This is a genomic window from Paraburkholderia sp. SIMBA_027, assembly GCF_046535315.1.
In the GTDB taxonomy this organism is placed as follows: Bacteria; Pseudomonadota; Gammaproteobacteria; order Burkholderiales; family Burkholderiaceae; genus Paraburkholderia; species Paraburkholderia tropica.
In genome coordinates this window covers 270,902-286,130 of sequence record NZ_JAWRWY010000002.1, presented here as the reverse complement: position 1 = coordinate 286,130, position 15,229 = coordinate 270,902, and the positions used below count along the sequence as shown (strand labels likewise).

At 66.4% G+C, this 15,229-nt stretch carries 15 protein-coding genes and 1 pseudogene; 13 read left to right on the top strand and 3 right to left on the bottom strand.

What is annotated here, in order from left to right; genetic code table 11:
• The first annotated feature begins 403 nt into the window (after nt 1-403).
• The 7 genes from SB764_RS04265 (at nt 404) to SB764_RS04235 (ending at nt 6,129) form a co-directional block, all read left to right on the top strand.
• Complete coding sequence (locus SB764_RS04265) at nt 404-970, top strand: hypothetical protein (RefSeq protein ID WP_065057538.1); 567 nt, start codon at nt 404-406, stop codon at nt 968-970.
• Nucleotides 960-1,706 (top strand): acetoacetyl-CoA reductase, encoded by a 747-nt coding sequence (phbB, locus tag SB764_RS04260; protein ID WP_065057539.1) that lies wholly within the window; start codon nt 960-962, stop codon nt 1,704-1,706. Before SB764_RS04265 ends, phbB begins: the two co-directional genes overlap by 11 nt.
• The gene (locus SB764_RS04255) at nt 1,703-3,574 is read left to right on the top strand and encodes a PHA/PHB synthase family protein (RefSeq protein WP_410862741.1); all 1,872 of its coding nucleotides are present in this window, start codon (nt 1,703-1,705) and stop codon (nt 3,572-3,574) included. The genes phbB and SB764_RS04255 overlap by 4 nt, the downstream gene beginning before the upstream one ends.
• A 148-nt stretch (nt 3,575-3,722) precedes the next feature.
• A complete protein-coding gene (locus tag SB764_RS04250) occupies nt 3,723-4,154 on the top strand; it encodes an Hsp20/alpha crystallin family protein (protein WP_065057540.1) in 432 nt (143 codons plus the stop codon).
• Nucleotides 4,155-4,353: 199 nt separating this feature from the next.
• Nucleotides 4,354-4,602 (top strand): hypothetical protein, encoded by a 249-nt coding sequence (locus SB764_RS04245; protein ID WP_321870003.1) that lies wholly within the window; start codon nt 4,354-4,356, stop codon nt 4,600-4,602.
• Nucleotides 4,603-4,736: 134 nt separating this feature from the next.
• Nucleotides 4,737-4,898 (top strand): hypothetical protein, encoded by a 162-nt coding sequence (locus SB764_RS04240; protein WP_167371420.1) that lies wholly within the window; start codon nt 4,737-4,739, stop codon nt 4,896-4,898.
• A 250-nt stretch (nt 4,899-5,148) separates the two neighbouring features.
• Complete coding sequence (locus SB764_RS04235; RefSeq protein WP_110328209.1) at nt 5,149-6,129, top strand: hypothetical protein; 981 nt, start codon at nt 5,149-5,151, stop codon at nt 6,127-6,129.
• 59 nt (nt 6,130-6,188) lie between these two features.
• Here SB764_RS04235 and SB764_RS04230 read toward each other — a convergent pair whose 3' ends face one another.
• The gene (locus SB764_RS04230) at nt 6,189-6,944 is read right to left on the bottom strand and encodes an SH3 domain-containing protein (RefSeq protein ID WP_065057543.1); all 756 of its coding nucleotides are present in this window, start codon (nt 6,942-6,944) and stop codon (nt 6,189-6,191) included.
• 281 nt (nt 6,945-7,225) lie between these two features.
• Here SB764_RS04230 and SB764_RS04225 point away from each other — a divergent pair, with 281 nt between their 5' ends.
• The gene (locus SB764_RS04225) at nt 7,226-8,548 is read left to right on the top strand and encodes a TIGR00366 family protein (RefSeq protein WP_074985636.1); all 1,323 of its coding nucleotides are present in this window, start codon (nt 7,226-7,228) and stop codon (nt 8,546-8,548) included.
• Nucleotides 8,549-8,655: 107 nt separating this feature from the next.
• Here the strand turns inward: SB764_RS04225 and SB764_RS04220 are convergent, their stop codons facing one another.
• Together SB764_RS04220 and SB764_RS04215 are read right to left on the bottom strand one after the other, a co-directional pair.
• Nucleotides 8,656-9,033, bottom strand: coding sequence for a DUF488 domain-containing protein (locus SB764_RS04220; protein ID WP_410862885.1), 378 nt, complete (start codon nt 9,031-9,033; stop codon nt 8,656-8,658).
• A 102-nt stretch (nt 9,034-9,135) separates the two neighbouring features.
• Nucleotides 9,136-9,702, bottom strand: a pseudogene (locus tag SB764_RS04215) (uracil-DNA glycosylase family protein); the annotation flags it as partial.
• Here SB764_RS04215 and SB764_RS04210 point away from each other — a divergent pair.
• The 5 genes from SB764_RS04210 to SB764_RS04190 all read left to right on the top strand — a co-directional run bounded on the left by SB764_RS04210 (nt 9,614) and on the right by SB764_RS04190 (nt 15,222).
• The gene (locus SB764_RS04210) at nt 9,614-9,958 is read left to right on the top strand and encodes a hypothetical protein (RefSeq protein ID WP_176080527.1); all 345 of its coding nucleotides are present in this window, start codon (nt 9,614-9,616) and stop codon (nt 9,956-9,958) included. The pseudogene SB764_RS04215 and the gene SB764_RS04210 overlap by 89 nt on opposite strands.
• Nucleotides 9,959-9,990: 32 nt before the next feature.
• Nucleotides 9,991-11,040, top strand: coding sequence for a patatin-like phospholipase family protein (locus SB764_RS04205; RefSeq protein WP_410862739.1), 1,050 nt, complete (start codon nt 9,991-9,993; stop codon nt 11,038-11,040).
• On the top strand, nt 11,037-12,527 hold the full coding sequence (locus SB764_RS04200; protein ID WP_410862738.1) for a GntP family permease: 1,491 nt from the start codon (nt 11,037-11,039) through the stop codon (nt 12,525-12,527). The genes SB764_RS04205 and SB764_RS04200 overlap by 4 nt, the downstream gene beginning before the upstream one ends.
• A gap of 175 nt (nt 12,528-12,702) precedes the next feature.
• Entirely contained in the window at nt 12,703-14,247 is a 1,545-nt protein-coding gene (hpnR, locus tag SB764_RS04195; RefSeq protein ID WP_065057557.1) for a hopanoid C-3 methylase HpnR, read from the top strand.
• Nucleotides 14,248-14,331: 84 nt separating this feature from the next.
• Nucleotides 14,332-15,222 carry a LysR family transcriptional regulator gene (locus SB764_RS04190; protein ID WP_065057548.1) on the top strand — a complete coding sequence of 297 codons (891 nt, stop codon included), beginning with the start codon at nt 14,332-14,334 and terminating at the stop codon, nt 15,220-15,222.
• Nucleotides 15,223-15,229: the final 7 nt, after the last annotated feature.

Here is a 15,229-nt window from a genome sequence, read left to right as displayed (position 1 = left end):
AAAAGCCGCCAATCGGTGCGGACCGTGCGCGACGATCTGTCGCAAAAATGACGCTCGCGCCTGACTGGTGATGCGTTTTGACGTAGTTGACATCCCAAAATATGACGTCGATCAGTCGTGTCGACGTCATGTGGCGCGCGGACGCGGGGCTTCGTGCCTATGATGTGGGTTCGATCCCGTCGGCTCCGAAATAGGCCGTAGTCCGAACGATTGCCTCGCGGCACCGCTCACGGCGGTTTGTTGCGATGCAGCGGTCGGCAGCACGCCGCCGCGAGTGGACGGGACCGCGCTCGTCGCGATTGCGCTTGTGCAGCGCAATGCGCGGCGTCGCTCACGTTCCGCCCGGCGTTCAGCCGGATCACGCACTTTCCGCACTCGCCGCACTCTTGTGAGGACCTCGATCATGACCCAGGCTTCCCATCCCTCGTTCGATGCGTGGCGCACCAGTGCGTCCGCCGCGCTGCAACTGCTCGTGCATCAACAGCAATGGCGCGAGCAGATGCTCAAGCTCTGGCAGCGCCGCCTCGAACGCGACCGACATGCGCTCGATGGCACGCTCGAGTCGCTGCATGGCGCACAGGACTGGAGCGATTTCTCGGCGGCGGCGCAAACGGTCTGGCGCGACTATCTGAGTGCGAGCGCGGCGCTCTGGCAGGAGGGCGTGACCACGTCGATGCAGAACGCGGGCGCATGGAGCGACGCCGCGCGCGACATGGCGCAGCACTGGCAGACTTCGCTCGAAGTCTTGCAGCGCGGCGCGGCGGTGCCGAAAAACGGCGCGGCCTTGCCGATGCGCGAGTGGATGGCGGCGTTCGAGCGCGCGATGAACGGCGCGGCGGCGCAGGCGGCAGGCGTCGCGAACACGATGGCGCAGGCGGCGAACGCTGCCACGGCCAGTCCGGCCGCGGACGGCGCGCGCACGTCGAAAAAGCAGGAAGCCGGCGCCGACGGAGGCCAGCATGGACGCTGAGCGCATCGCTTTCGTCACCGGCGGCATGGGCGGGCTGGGCGCCGCGATCAGCCGCAGCCTCGCCGCGGCGGGCTTCAAGGTCGCCGTGTCGTGCTCGAAGGGCAACGACCACGTGGCCGCGTGGCTCGACGCGGAGCGCGCGGCGGGCCGCGCGTTCGAACACTACACGATGGACGTCGCCGATCACGACGACTGCGCGCGCACGGCGGAGCGCGTGCTCGCGGACCTGGGCCGCATCGACGTGCTCGTGAACAACGCGGGCATCACCTGCGACCGCAGTTTCGTGAAGATGACGAAAGCCGACTGGGACTGCGTGCTGCGCACCGATCTCGACGCGCTCTTCAACGTTACGAAACCCTATCTGCCGGGCATGCTCGAACGCGGCTACGGGCGCATCGTCAACGTGGGTTCCGTGAACGGTTCGCGCGGCGCGTTCGGGCAGACCAACTACGCGGCCGCGAAGGCGGGGCTGCACGGCTTCACGAAATCGCTCGCGCTCGAAGTGGCGAAGAAGGGCGTGACGGTGAACACGGTGTCGCCCGGTTATCTCGCCACGCAGATGGTCGCGGCCGTGCCGGAGGAGGTGATGAAGACGCGCATCCTGCCGCAGATTCCGGTCGGCCGTCTCGGACGGCCCGAGGAAGTGGCGGCGCTGGTCGCATTCCTCTGTTCCGACGACGCGGCGTTCATCACGGGCGCCGATATCGCCATCAACGGCGGGATGCACATGCAATGAAGCCGACGAGGACGCGCAGCGCGCTCGCTCAACCGCGTCCGCCGCTCAGCGGCGCCGAGGGCGGCACAGGGCGCGAGACCGCCGGTGCGACGGCGCCGCGCGCGAAGGGCGTGGACGCGCCGCCGCCGCCGCTTGCGCCGGATTGGCACGATCCGCTCGATCAGGCCGCGCGCGCCGCGCTGACGTTGCAGGCGAGCGGGTTGTCGCCCGTGTCGGCGTCGCTGGCGTGGCTCGACTGGAGCACGCATCTGGCGAGCGCCCCCGCCACCTGCTTCGCGCTGACTACGTGTGCGTGGTCCGACGCGCTGGCCGCGTGGGGCGCGGCGTGGCCCGGCGCGGCTTCCTCGACGCAAGACCCGCCGCCGGGCGCGTCCGCCGATGCGCGATTCGCCGCGCCCGCGTGGTCGGCCTGGCCGTACAGCGCGTGGCGCGACGGTTATCTGCGCACGCAGTCGTGGTGGCGCGAAGCGACCGAGACCGTCGCCGGCGTCGATCCCCATCGCGCCGATCTCGTGCGCTTCATGGTGCGGCTCTGGCTCGACGCAGCGTCGCCGGGCAATTTCGCGGCGACCAATCCCGTGGTGCTCGATGCGGCGCGTGCGAGCGGCGGCGCGAATTTCGTCGCGGGCTACCGGCACTGGCTCGAAGACTGCGCCGCGCAGGCGCGCCGCGCGGCAGGCGGGCCGCCCGAGCCGCTTGCGTTCGTACCGGGCCGCGACGTGGCCGTGACGCCCGGCAAGGTCGTCTGGCGCAACGCGCTCTGCGAGCTGCTGCAATACGCGCCCACGACGCCAGACGTCGCGCGCGAGCCCGTGTTCATCGTGCCGTCGTGGATCATGAAGTACTACGTGCTCGACCTGCAACCGCACAATTCGCTGGTGCGTTTTCTCGTCGATCAGGGCTTCACGGTGTTCATGCTCTCGTGGCACAACCCGTCGCCGGCCGAGCGCGACTGGCATCTCGACGACTATCTGAACGCGGTATTCGAAGCCCTCGCGGCCGCCCGCGCGCGTTGCGGCGACGCCCCCGCGCATGCGGTCGGCTATTGTCTCGGCGGCACGCTGCTCGCGATCGCCGCGGCGGCGCTCGGTCGAGAGCCGCAAGCGGTGAACGGCAGCGCGCCGATGCAAGCGGACGCGCTGCGCACGGTATCGCTGCTCGCCGCGCAAACCGATTTCCGCGCGCCGGGGGAGCTGCGTTTCTTTATCGGCGAGAGCGAGCTAGCGGCGCTCGATGCGCTGATGGCGCGCCAGGGTTGTCTCGAAGGCGAGCAGATGGCCGCGACGTTCCAGTTGCTCAATTCGCGCGATCTCGTCTGGTCGCGTGCGGTCAACGAGTATCTGCTCGGCCAGCGCTCGAAACCCAACGACCTGATGTCGTGGAACGCCGATACCACGCGCATGCCGTACCGCATGCACAGCGAGTACCTGCGCCGTCTCTATCTGCACAACGATCTGGCGCAAGGGCGTTACCGCGTGAACGGCCATGCCGTGTCGCTCGCCGATATCGCGCAGCCGATGTTCATGGTGGGCACCGAGCGCGATCATGTTTCTCCGTGGCGGTCGGTTTATCAGTTGCTGCATATGACGCGCAATCCGGCGACGTTCGTGCTGACTTCGGGCGGGCATAACGCGGGCATCGTTTCGGAACCGGGGCATCCGCGGCGTCACTATCGCTGTGGGAATCGCGAGGCGGGCGCGCCGTGGCAGCCGCCGCAATCCTTCTTCGACGAGACGCCGCCGGTCGAGGGTTCATGGTGGCCGCGCTTCGCACAATGGCTGCACGCGCAGTCGAGCGAAAAAATTTCTGCACGCGGGCTTGAAGAGGGTCTTGTAAACGCGCCAGGCGTCTATATCTTCGAGCGGTAGGCGCGATCGCAGGGGAACAGAGGCCAAGCCGGGCTTGGTCATCCTCGCGTATTGCTAAGGAGTCCGTTCAATTGATGTGCGTGGAAAATCACGCCATGCAAGTGCGGACAGCCAAATCATTCTTCAAGTGATCTTCAAGGAGCCAGTCATGAGCCATATCTCGCGTCACGATCCGTTTTCGTTCGATGGTGTGCCCGATCTGTTCCAGGGTTTGTTCCGTCCGATGCGGAGTGCGGGTGCGTCCGAAGGTCAAGCGGCGAGTATTCGCATCGACGTGACGGAAAACGATGCGGCTTATACGGTCAAGGCGGAAATGCCGGGCGTCGCCAAGCAGGACATCGACGTGAAAATCGACGGCAATCTGGTGGCGATCGCGGCCAAGGTCGAGCGCGATGCCGAATTGAAAGAAGGCGAGCGCGTGCTACGGCGCGAGCGTTATTCGGGCAGCGTGAGCCGCTCGTTCACGCTGGCCGCCGACGTCGACGAAGCGCAGGCAAGCGCGAGCTATAACGACGGCGTGTTGACGCTGGTGTTGCCGAAGAAGGCGGCGGGCGCGAGCAGGCGTCTCGAGATCCACTAAAGCCTGGTCAACAGCCAGGGCGACTGGTGACGTAAGACAGGCGGCGCGCGGTTCGCGATTATTGCGAACCGCGCGCCGCATTTTTACGTCATTAGCAACGATCTTCGGGCCGTAATGCGACGAAACACGCTTGTAGCGAAACTGTACGTTTAGGCCGCTATGCTGGTCAGCACTGTGAGTTCTGGACAGGAGAGATTCGATGCTCAGTCACCACGAACTGGCCGCGCTGCTGCTGATCCGCGACGCGAACACGCCGCTGCACACGCTCGATTCGGATTTTCTCGCGCTGGCGCGCTACCAGCTTGTTGAAATGGACGCCGGCGAACGCGGTTACGCACCGCGTCTCACGAGTCTGGGCCAGGAAGTGCTGCGGCGGCTGACACACGACGGTCACGACGATCACGACCAACGCGACGACCGCTGGAACGAAGAGGGCGGCACGGCGTGACGGTGGACATTGGCGATGCGGCTGTTGTCAAGAGGCGGATATCGGGCGCTACGCTCGTTACAAGCGTGTAACTAAATGTGGTGCGCTTTGCGTTACAGTGCTGCCTTTTGTTGCCGTCCATCGAGAGTCCACGCATGAAAATCATCGCCAAGCCGTTCGCCCGTCTGTCCGCCCTGATGCTGTGCGCTGCCATGGCCGCGCCGCTGGCCGCCGTCGCCGCTCCGCATCATCACACCGTGTGCCACACCGAAGTTCAGCATCACCACCCGGTGCGCGTTTGCCACAACGTGCACTGATCGAGTACCGATTCCGCTTCGGCGGAGCTTGCCGCACCGAGGTGCGGCATTTTTTTCTCCGTAATAATTCGTTATCCGAAGTAATTGGCGGAAATGGCAATGCGCGGAATACGCGGCGATGTGATGTATGTCGTGTTTTGTGTGGTTGCGCACACGCAGTACGCGCCGTTCGCCGGGAAAATGATGCGATCGCATCGCAAGACGACGCGCAACCGGCGTCGTCCGGCACTCACACAGGGTCGTCTACGTAATGAAGCAAGCCTGGAGTTTCGCGGTTGGCGCCGCGGTATTGTTCCTGTCGTCCAGGTGTGCTGTCGCCCAGGAGTTCACGCTGTTCGCCGGTCCGCTCGTGAGCGGCTCCGACCATTCGTATTCGTGGGAAATGAATTACATGGAAGGCTTCGGCAAGTATTTCGCCGGCAGCGTTTCATGGCTCAACGAAGGCCATATTCCCGGGCATCATCGCGACGGGCAGAGCATTCAGGCGTGGGCGCGTCTGCCGTTCGACAACCGGCGCTTCGTGTTTTCGCTGGGCGTCGGCCCGTATCGTTATTTCGATACCGAAGCCGCGAAGCAGGGGCTCGGCTATTCGAACACGCACGGCTGGGGCGCGGTGTATAGCGCGCGTTTGACGTGGTACGCCAGCAACCGCTGGACGGCGAATCTGCAACTGAACCGCGTGGGCGTCGCGCGCGGGCCGTCCACCACGGCGCTCATGCTCGGCGTCGGCTATCAACTGGACGCGCCGGACACGCCGGGGCCGCGCGACTTCGCGCTGCCGCGCACGCACGACGTAACGAACAACGAAATCACGTTGATGGCGGGCGAGACCATCCTCAACAGCCTGGAGTCGCAAACGTCCGCAGCCGAATCGATCGAATACCGGCGCGGCATCACGCATTGGCTCGACGGTTCGATCGGGTATCTGCACGAGGGGAATGGCCTGTCGGCGCGTCGCGACGGCGCAACCGCGCAACTGTGGCTCACGCGCGCATTTCTCGACGACCATCTCACGCTGGGTTTCGGCGCGGGCCTTTACGCCGCGATTCACCACGGCGACGACAGCGATCAGCGCGATACCGGCGACGGCATTCTGTCGGGGCTCGTCTCGGTTTCGGCGTCGTATCGGTTCACCCAGCATTGGGCGGCGCGCGTGACGTGGAATCGCGTCGTCACGCGCTATAGCCGCGATACCGACGTGATCCTGGGCGGCATCGGCTATCGCTTCTGAGCAAGCTTAAAGACCGGTCGGCCGCGCCTGCCTGGCAGGTGCGGCGCGCCCGGCCGCGATCAATTGCCGGGGCGTCCACCGCCGCCGCCACCTCCGGACGGGCGATTTCCGCCACCGCCACCGCCACCACGTCCGCCGCCCCCACCGCCGGGCGGCCTTCCGCCACCACCGCCTTGTCCTTGCGGCCTGCCGCCTGCGTGGTTGCCAGGCGGGCGCGCGTTGTTGTTGCCTGGCGGCCGTGCATTGTTGTTGCCTGGCGGGCGGGCGTTGTTATGACCCGGCGGCCGCGCGCCGCTGTTATTGGGCGGACGATGTCCCTGACCCGAACCGGGCCGGTTGCCGGGACCACCCGGCGGACGTCCATGTGAGGGCGGCCGGATCGCGGGCGGCGGTCCCGGACGCGGACCCGGATGACGGCTCCAGCGTGCCCGGTTGCCGTACCACGGCCGGTCACGGTAATAGCTGCCCCAATACGCGCCGAGCGAGAACGTGATGATCGGCAGGCCGATGGTCGGGCCGTAGTTCATCACCGGCACGCGCGCACCTTGCCACGGATACGAGATATACCCGCCGTACACCCAGCCGCGCAGGCCGGGCAGGCTGACGTCGCACCAGCTGAAGCCGGAGACGCAACCCATCACCGCGATCGAAACGCCGCCGGGCACCTGCGCCACGACGGGGAAATCGCCGGCGGGACCGGCGTACAGATTGACGGTCATGCTCGTGAACGCCTGGGACTGCGCGAGCGCCGGCGCGGGCGCCGCGACGAGCGTGGCGAGTCCGGCGAGCATCGCACCGATGAGCTGTTTGCGCATCGCGGCTCCTTGGTGGTTGGAACTGCCCGGTGAAATTATTGGGACACAACCTCAACGGTAGCAGATAAGCGATTTAGGGCGCGGTTGCGCATGTTACGGGTTATTTCGACGCCATCAGGACGCATACGCCGCATTTCGGGACACGACGGCGCGCGGGCGAGCCGCACGCGCTCGCGCGGCTTGTGCAAGAATCGCGGCTCGGCACGCCGCAGGACGCAGGCGCCCCAAGTCGCAGCAGAAGCGGCAGCCGGATCAAATCAGAAAGACGAGGAGCAGACCAGGTGATTCAACGCATTGCCAATTTCTTTACCGGCGTAGTCCATCGATTCTTGCCGGACCCGCTCATTTTCGCGATCCTGCTGACGGTCGTGACCTTCGTGCTGGCGTTCTCGCTGACGCCGCAGCCGCCCGCCCAACTTGTGATGATGTGGGGCTCGGGCTTCTGGAATCTGCTCGCATTCTCGATGCAGATGGTGCTGATCCTCGTGACCGGCCACGCGCTCGCCAGCTCGGCGCCGGTCAAGCGCCTGCTGGTCGCGCTCGCCGGCTGTGCGCGCACGCCGGGCCAGGGTGTGATGCTGGTGGCCTTCGTGGGCGCGGTTGCGTGCGCGATCAACTGGGGCTTCGGCCTCGTGCTCGGCGCGATGTTCTCGCGCGAAGTGGCGCGCCGCGTGCGCGGCACCGACTACCGGCTGCTGGTCGCCGCTGCGTACATGGGTTTTCTCACGTGGCACGGCGGCCTCTCGGGCTCGGTGCCGCTGGTCGCGGCCACCAAGGGCAATCCGATGGAAAAGACCATCGGCCTGATCCCGGTTTCGCAGACCATTTTCACGGGCTACAACGCCTTCATCACGATCGCGCTGATCGTCCTGCTGCCGATTCTCGTGCGCCTGATGATGCCGAAGCCTGAAGACGTCGTCTCGGTCGATCCCGCGCTGCTCGAAGATCCGCCCTCGGTCGAGCGCAAGCTCGGGCCGGACGCGACCTTCGCCGAACGCATCGAGGAAAGCCGCGCGCTCTCGCTGCTGGTGGCGGCGCTGTGCGCGGTGTTTCTGGGCGTGCGTTTCCACGAAAAGGGTTTCGCGCTCGACATCGACACCGTGAATCTGGTGTTCCTCGCCGCGGGCCTCGTGCTGCACAAGACGCCGATGGCCTATGCGCGTGCGGTGGCCGGCGCGGCGAAGGGCGCGTCGGGCATCATGATCCAGTTCCCGTTCTACGCGGGCATTCAGGCGCTGATGGACCATTCGGGTCTCGCGGGCGTGATCACGAAATGGTTCGTCGATATCGCCAATGTGCACACGTTCCCGCTGCTCGCGTTCCTGAGCTCGGCGGTCATCAATTTCGCGGTGCCGTCGGGCGGCGGCCACTGGGTCGTGCAGGGACCGTTCGTGATGCCGGCGGCCCAGGCGCTGGGCGCGGACCTCGGCAAGTCGGCGATGGCGATCGCTTACGGCGAGGCGTGGACCAATATGGCGCAGCCGTTCTGGGCGTTGCCCGCACTGGCGATCGCGGGCCTCGGCGTGCGCGACATCATGGGTTACTGCGTGACCACGCTGCTGTTCTCGGGCGTAGTGTTCATCGCGGGGATGTATCTGTTCTGATCCGTACCGAAGTGTTTTGAGGTGTACTGAAGTGTCCGCCAGGGACAGTCTGGACACTTCACGGACACTTTGGACAGTGCAACGCCCGGCCCATGCGCCGGGCGTTGTCACTTCCGGTGGCGATGTTTCGCGAGAAAGTCGCGCAGCACGGCGGCGTGATTGTGCTCCGTATCGTGCGCGCCGTAGAGCAGCACGATGGGATGCTGCGCGCTGGCGTCGGCAAGCGGTTGCCAGCCCTCGCGGTTGGCGTCGAGTTCGGCGAGATAGCGGCGGCGGAATTCGTCCCAGTGCGCGGCGTCGGTGCCGCTCGCGTGAAACCACTGGCGCAGCGCCGTGCTCGGCGCGACATCCTTCGCCCAGGTCACGCCGGCGAGCGTCTCCTTGCGGATGCCGCGCGGCCACAGGCGGTCGACGAGAAAGCAGACGCGTCCGTCGTCGGGCAGCGGTTCGTACACCCGCTGGATCTCGATGGTCCCTTGAGTCATCGTGTGCGTCTCCTGGTGAGCCGTGGCGATACGCGCGCCTCGGTGCGCGGATGTGGGCGATGCGATTAGCGATGCAGCAGCCGAGGCCCCGTCCGCCGCATCCATCAGCGCCGCGACGCGCGCGCGCAACGCGGGCAGCACGTCGTGCCCGAACCACGGATGGTGCTTGAACCACGCCTGATTGCGCGGCGACGGATGCGGCAGCGGCACGCAATCCGGCCCGTACTCGCGCCACGCTTCGACCGTTTCGGTCAGCGACGCCTTGCGGCGCGCGCCGAGCATATAGCGCTGCGCGTACTGTCCGACCAGCAGCGTAAGCCGCACCTGCGGCAGCAGGGCGAGCAGGCGTTCGTGCCAAAGCGCGGCGCACTCGGGGCGCGGCGGGTTATCGCCGCTCGCGCCGCGGCCCGGATAGCAGAAACCCATCGGCACGATGGCGACGCGCGCGGCGTCGTAGAACACATCCTTGCCGATGCCGAGCCACGCGCGCAGACGCTCGCCGCTTGCGTCGTCCCACGGAATGCCGGAGGCGTGGACCTTCGCGCCCGGCGCTTGACCGACGATCAGCAGACGCGCGGTCGTGCTGGCCTGCAACACCGGGCGCGGGCCGAGCGGCAACGCATCGCCGCACACGCCGCAGGCGCGGATGTCGGCAAGCAGACGGGGAAGCCGGGACAGTGTGGCGGAACGGGGCACGATTGGCGAAAACGAAGGGGCGAAAAACGAAGCGGCGACCGGCGCGGCCATGCTCGACAAAGGCGAAAAAATCAGTCTACCAAAGGCATTCGGCAGTTACGTCCAGATGCGCGTCGAGCAACACCTCAAGCGTACCCAAAATCCCCGCCAATCTCCCCAAAAGCCCATCCCAAGCCAGAAATTGGCGCAGTGCGGCATCCGCGCGAAGCGCTCCGCGCTTTTCCTGTAACCTCGCCAAGGGTCGCAGATCAAGGAGCCCCCATGGCCGCCGAACGTGACACGACATCCCACGCCGAACCGCTGCTCGTCGACCTCGCCTTGCAGGGCGGCGGCTCGCACGGCGCCTACACCTGGGGCGTGCTCGACCGCCTGCTCGAAGAGCCGTGGCTGCGGATCGAAGGCATTTCCGGCACCTCGGCGGGCGCGATGAACGCCGCCGTGCTCGCGAGCGGCTTCGCGCACGACGGCGCGCCCGGCGCGCGCGAGGCGCTCGAATCCTTCTGGCGACGCGTCGCTGACGCCGCGCGTTTCAGTCCGTTCCGGCGCGGTTTCGTCGACATGCTGCTGGGTCGCTGGACGCTCGATCACTCGCCGATCTTCGTCGCGCTCGACATGATGGCGCGCGTGGCTTCGCCCTACGACCTCAATCCCGCGAGCGTCAATCCGCTGCGCACGATCCTCGCAGACACCATCGACTTCGACGCGCTGCGAACCTCGCGCATCAAGCTGTTCACGACCGCGACGCGCGTGAGCAACGGGCAGGCGCGGGTGTTCCGCAACGCCGATCTCACGCCCGACGCGCTGCTCGCCTCGGCTTGCCTGCCCACGCTGTTCCAGGCCGTCGAAATCGACGGCGAGGCGTACTGGGACGGCGGTTATGCGGGCAATCCGTCGATCACGCCGCTGATCCGCGAAACCGATTCGATCGACACGATCCTCGTGCAGGTCAATCCGGTGGAGCGCGCGGGCACGCCGCGTTCGGCGCGCGAAATCATCAACCGGCTCAACGAGATCGCATTCAACGCGCCGCTCGTCAAGGAGCTGCGCATGATGGCGCTGCTGCACAAGGTCGCCGACGCGGGCAGCGAGGAAGGGCGACGTTGGGCCAGCATGCGGCTGCATCGCGTGCACAGCGACACGCTCGTGTCGCTCGGCTCGTCGTCGAAACTCAATGCGGAATGGGCTTTCATGACGATGTTGCGCGACGAAGGGCGGCGCACCGCCGACGCGTTCCTCGCCAGCCACGGCGCGCAACTGGGCGTGGACTCGACCTTCACACTCGACGAACTCTTCCACGGAGAACTGCCATGACCGCCGGCGCGCTGGCGCTTGGCCTCGTCGGCATGCTCGCGAGTCTCGCGCTGCTGATCTGGCTCGCGTATCGCGGCTGGAGCGTGCTGCTGCTCGCGCCGCTCTGCGCGATGCTCGCGGCGCTGATCTCGGGCCAGCCCGTGCTCGCGCACTGGACGCAGACTTTCATGCTGAGCACGGGCCGTTTTCTCGCGCAGTTCTTTCCGCTGTTTCTGCTCGGCTCGCTGTTCGGCAAGCTGATGGAGGACAGCGGTTCGGTCGACGCCGTCGCGCAATTCATGATCGACAAGCTCGGCACGCGTCACGCGCTGGTGGCCGTGGTGCTCGGCGGCGCGCTCGTGACTTATGGTGGCGTGAGCCTCTTCGTGGCGTTCTTCGTGCTCGCGCCGATGGCGCAGGCGTTGTTCCGCTCCGCGAATATTCCGCGCCGTCTGATGCCCGCGACGATCATGCTCGGCACGGCCACGTTCACGATGTCCGCGCTTCCCGGCACGCCCGCGCTGCAAAATGCGATTCCGATGCCGTTCTTCGGCACGACGCCGTTCGCGGCGCCGGGGCTTGGCATCGTCGCGACCTGCGTGATGGCGGGCTTCGGGCTCTGGTGGCTCGGGCGCGCGGCCGCCGCGGCGAAGCGCAACGGCGAAGGCTTCGTCGAGCCGCACGACGGCGGCGCAGACGACGCCTCGCGCGGCAAAAGCCCGCTCGTGCGCGAACGCGCGAGCGTGGCGCAAACCTTCGATCCCGCCGAAATCGACGCGGGCGCGGAGGCGTCGCTGCACGCCGGCGCGCCGCCCGCGTGGGTCGCGCTCGCGCCGCTCGTGGTGGTGGTCGCGATGAACTTCGTGATGAACATGCTGGTGTTTCCGCGCATCGACGCGAGCTATCTCGCCGAGCCGCGTTGGGGCGCGACGTCGCTGTCCGCCGTCGCGGGCGTGTGGGGTGTGTGCGTGGCGCTCGCGCTCGGCATCCTCGTGCTGGTGGCGCTGAACCGTCAGCGGCTGGGCGCGCTGCGCGAGAGCGTCGATGCGGGCGCGAACGCGTCGGTGCTGCCGGTGCTGAGCGTCGGCAGCCTCGTCGGCTACGGCGCGGTGATCGCCGCGCTGCCCGCGTTCGAGGCCGTGCGCGACTGGGTGCTCGGCATCGGCGGCGGTCCGCTCGTTTCGCTCGCGGTCGCGACGAACCTGCTCGCCGGGCTGACCGGCTCGGCTTCGGGCGGCCTGACGATCGCGCTCGATGCGCTCGGCAGCACCTATATGCAGCTTGCCGCGCAGCATCATATCGATCCGGCGCTGATGCATCGCGTGGCCGTGATGTCATCGGGCACGCTCGACAGCCTGCCGCACAACGGCGCGGTGGTGACGCTGCTGGCCGTATGCGGTTCCACGCATCGCGACAGCTATCGCGATCTGGTGGTGGTGAGCATCGTCGGCGCACTGATCGCGCTGGCCGTGGTGATCGTGCTGGGCTCGCTGTTCGGCAGTTTTTGAATGCGCGATGCAGCGATCGCGAAGCGACGGCCAGGCGACGATAAAGAGCCAATAAGGAAGCGGCGCGCCTGAAAGCGCGCTCGCGCGAACGCGCGTAGACTCGCACGTGGCAGTGCCAGGCATCCAGCATCGAGCAACAGGCAGGCGCGTGACGCGCGTCGTGCAAGGAGGCTTCATGAGATTGCTTGCCGTCCACCCGAGTGGGTTGATGTACACGCGCGTGTTCCTGCGGCTCGAACCGCTGGGTCTCGAATCGGTCGCGGGCACGGCGCGCGATGCGGGCCACGAGGTGCAACTGCTCGACCTCCAGGTGGAAACCCATCGCGACCTCATGCGCCGCGTGCGCAACTGGCGGCCCGAAGCGCTGTGCTTTTCGGGCAACTACCTGGCGAACATTCCCGAAATCGTCGATCTCGCGAAAGCCGTGAAGGCCGTGCTGCCGTCGTGCTTCGTGTTCGTGGGCGGCCACAGCGTGTCGTTTACGGCGCACGATCTACTGCGCCACGCCGAGGGCGCGATCGACTGTATTCTGCGCGGCGAGGGCGAAGCGTCGATCAACGATCTGCTCGCCGTGGTGGCGCAGGGCGGCGACCTGCTGAGCGTGGCGGGCGTCGTCACGCGCGACGGCTCCGGGCCGCCGCCGCGCTTCGTCGAGCATCTCGATCCTGTGCGTCCCGCGCGCGATCTGTTGCGGCATCGGCGCAAATACTTCATCGGCACACTCGATCCATGCGCGTCCATCGAGTTCGCGCGTGGTTGTCCGTGGGACTGCACGTTCTGCAGCGCGTGGACCTTTTACGGGCGCAGCTATCGCACGCGCAGCCCCGAAGTGGTGGTGGAAGAACTCGCTGCGCTGCGCGAACCGGGCGTTTTCATCGTCGACGACGTGGCCTTCGTGCACGCCGAACACGGCATGGCGATCGCCGATGCAATCCGCCAACGCGGCATCAAGAAGCGTTACTACCTCGAGACGCGCGGCGACGTGCTGCTGCGCAACAAGGACGTGTTTCGCGCGTGGGAATCGCTCGGGCTCAAGTACATGTTTCTGGGCCTCGAAGCGATCGACGAAGCGGGGCTCAAGGCGTTTCGCAAACGCATCAGTCTCGACCGCAATTTCGAGGCGCTGGAATTCGCGCGCTCGCTGGGCATCACCGTGGCCATCAATCTGATCGCCGATCCCGATTGGGATCACGACCGCTTCGAAACCATTCGGCAGTGGTGCCTGGAGATTCCGGAGATCGTGAATATCAGCGTGAACACGCCGTATCCGGGCACCGAAAACTGGCAGCAGGAATCGCGGCCGCTCACGAGCCTCGACTATCGCCTCTACGACATTCAGCACGCCGTGGTGCCGACGCGCCTGCCGTTGGCCGAGTTCTACGCGGAACTCGTGCGCACGCAGCAGGTGCTCAATCGCAAACATCTGGGCTGGAGCGCATTGCGCGGCGCGGCGGGCCAGGCCGCGCATCTGCTCGTGCGCGGTCAGACCAATTTTGTGCGCATGCTATGGAAGTTCAACTCGGTGTTCGATCCGCGACTGCAACTCGCCGATCACGAACGCGAGGTGAAATACGCCATGTCGCCGCCGCCTGCCATGCACGGCGCGCCGGCCATCGATATGAAAACCGTCTATATTCACGGTCCGATCGGCCGCAAGGGCCGCAAGATCGACGACGCCACCGAGCGCTTCGTCGACGAAACGCGCATGGGCACGGGCTGACGCCACGTCATCCGCCATCCGGCGTCATGGACGCGCGCGCCGATCTGATCCACACTGCGCGGATTGGATCTAGACGAAAAAGATATGGAACTGCGTCAGCTACGCTATTTTCTCGCGGTCGCCGAGCATTTGCACTTCAGCGAAGCCGCGAACGCACTCGGCATTGCCCAGCCGCCGCTGAGCCAGCAAATCCTCAAGCTCGAAAAGGAAATCGGCACGCGGCTGTTTATCCGCCATTCGCGGCGCGTGGAACTGACCGAAGCGGGGCGGCTGTTTCGCGTGCGCGCGCAACGCATCGTCGAAGACGCCGACCTCGCGCTCGCGGAGGCGCAGAACGTCGGGCGCGGCGAAAGCGGACGGCTGATTCTGGGCTTCGCGGGCTCTACCGTGTTTCATCCGCTCGTTGCCACGGTCTTGCAGCGCTTTCGCAGCGCGTGGCCCGGCGTGACGATCGGCTGCGAGGAGAGCAACAGTTCGGTGCTGCTCGACCGCGTGAACGATGCCAAAGTGGACGCGGCTTTCGTGCGTTTGCCGCTCGATTGCCGGGGGCTTGCCACGCAGATGCTGGTGGAAGAAGACGTGCTCGCCGTGCTGCCGCCGCGCCACCGTTACGCGCGTCGCCGCAGCATCGATCTGGCTGATCTCGCGGGTGATCCGCTGATTCTGTTTCCCCGTCCTATTGGCCCGGATCTCTACGATTCCATCATCAGCGCGTGTCATGCGGCGGGCTTCAATCCGGTCATCAGCATGGAGTCGCCGCAGATTTCCTCGACCGTGAACATGGCCGCGGCAGGTTTCGGCGTGACGCTGATTCCGTCCTCTATGCGGCAGATTCAGGCGAAGGGCGTGACCTATCACGCGCTCAAGGGCGGCTCGCTGCACACGACCATCGCACTCGTCTATCGTCCGCGCGAGAAAGCCCCCACGTTGCAGAACTTCGTGCGGATCGTGCGCGAGGCGGCGCGCCACGCCTGAGGCGACC

What these genes read in the sequence shown, in the direction of transcription:
- SB764_RS04255 (WP_410862741.1), top strand. Translation starts at nt 1,703, where the DNA reads ATGAAGCCGACGAGGACGCGCAGCGCGCTCGCTCAACCGCGTCCGCCG.
- SB764_RS04200 (WP_410862738.1), top strand. Translation starts at nt 11,037, where the DNA reads ATGACCGCCGGCGCGCTGGCGCTTGGCCTCGTCGGCATGCTCGCGAGT.
- SB764_RS04220 (WP_410862885.1), bottom strand. Translation starts at nt 9,033, where the DNA reads ATGACTCAAGGGACCATCGAGATCCAGCGGGTGTACGAACCGCTGCCC.
- SB764_RS04265 (WP_065057538.1), top strand. Translation starts at nt 404, where the DNA reads ATGACCCAGGCTTCCCATCCCTCGTTCGATGCGTGGCGCACCAGTGCG.
- SB764_RS04250 (WP_065057540.1), top strand. Translation starts at nt 3,723, where the DNA reads ATGAGCCATATCTCGCGTCACGATCCGTTTTCGTTCGATGGTGTGCCC.
- hpnR (WP_065057557.1), top strand. Translation starts at nt 12,703, where the DNA reads ATGAGATTGCTTGCCGTCCACCCGAGTGGGTTGATGTACACGCGCGTG.
- SB764_RS04235 (WP_110328209.1), top strand. Translation starts at nt 5,149, where the DNA reads ATGAAGCAAGCCTGGAGTTTCGCGGTTGGCGCCGCGGTATTGTTCCTG.
- phbB (WP_065057539.1), top strand. Translation starts at nt 960, where the DNA reads ATGGACGCTGAGCGCATCGCTTTCGTCACCGGCGGCATGGGCGGGCTG.
- SB764_RS04205 (WP_410862739.1), top strand. Translation starts at nt 9,991, where the DNA reads ATGGCCGCCGAACGTGACACGACATCCCACGCCGAACCGCTGCTCGTC.
- SB764_RS04230 (WP_065057543.1), bottom strand. Translation starts at nt 6,944, where the DNA reads ATGCGCAAACAGCTCATCGGTGCGATGCTCGCCGGACTCGCCACGCTC.
- SB764_RS04245 (WP_321870003.1), top strand. Translation starts at nt 4,354, where the DNA reads ATGCTCAGTCACCACGAACTGGCCGCGCTGCTGCTGATCCGCGACGCG.
- SB764_RS04240 (WP_167371420.1), top strand. Translation starts at nt 4,737, where the DNA reads ATGAAAATCATCGCCAAGCCGTTCGCCCGTCTGTCCGCCCTGATGCTG.
- SB764_RS04190 (WP_065057548.1), top strand. Translation starts at nt 14,332, where the DNA reads ATGGAACTGCGTCAGCTACGCTATTTTCTCGCGGTCGCCGAGCATTTG.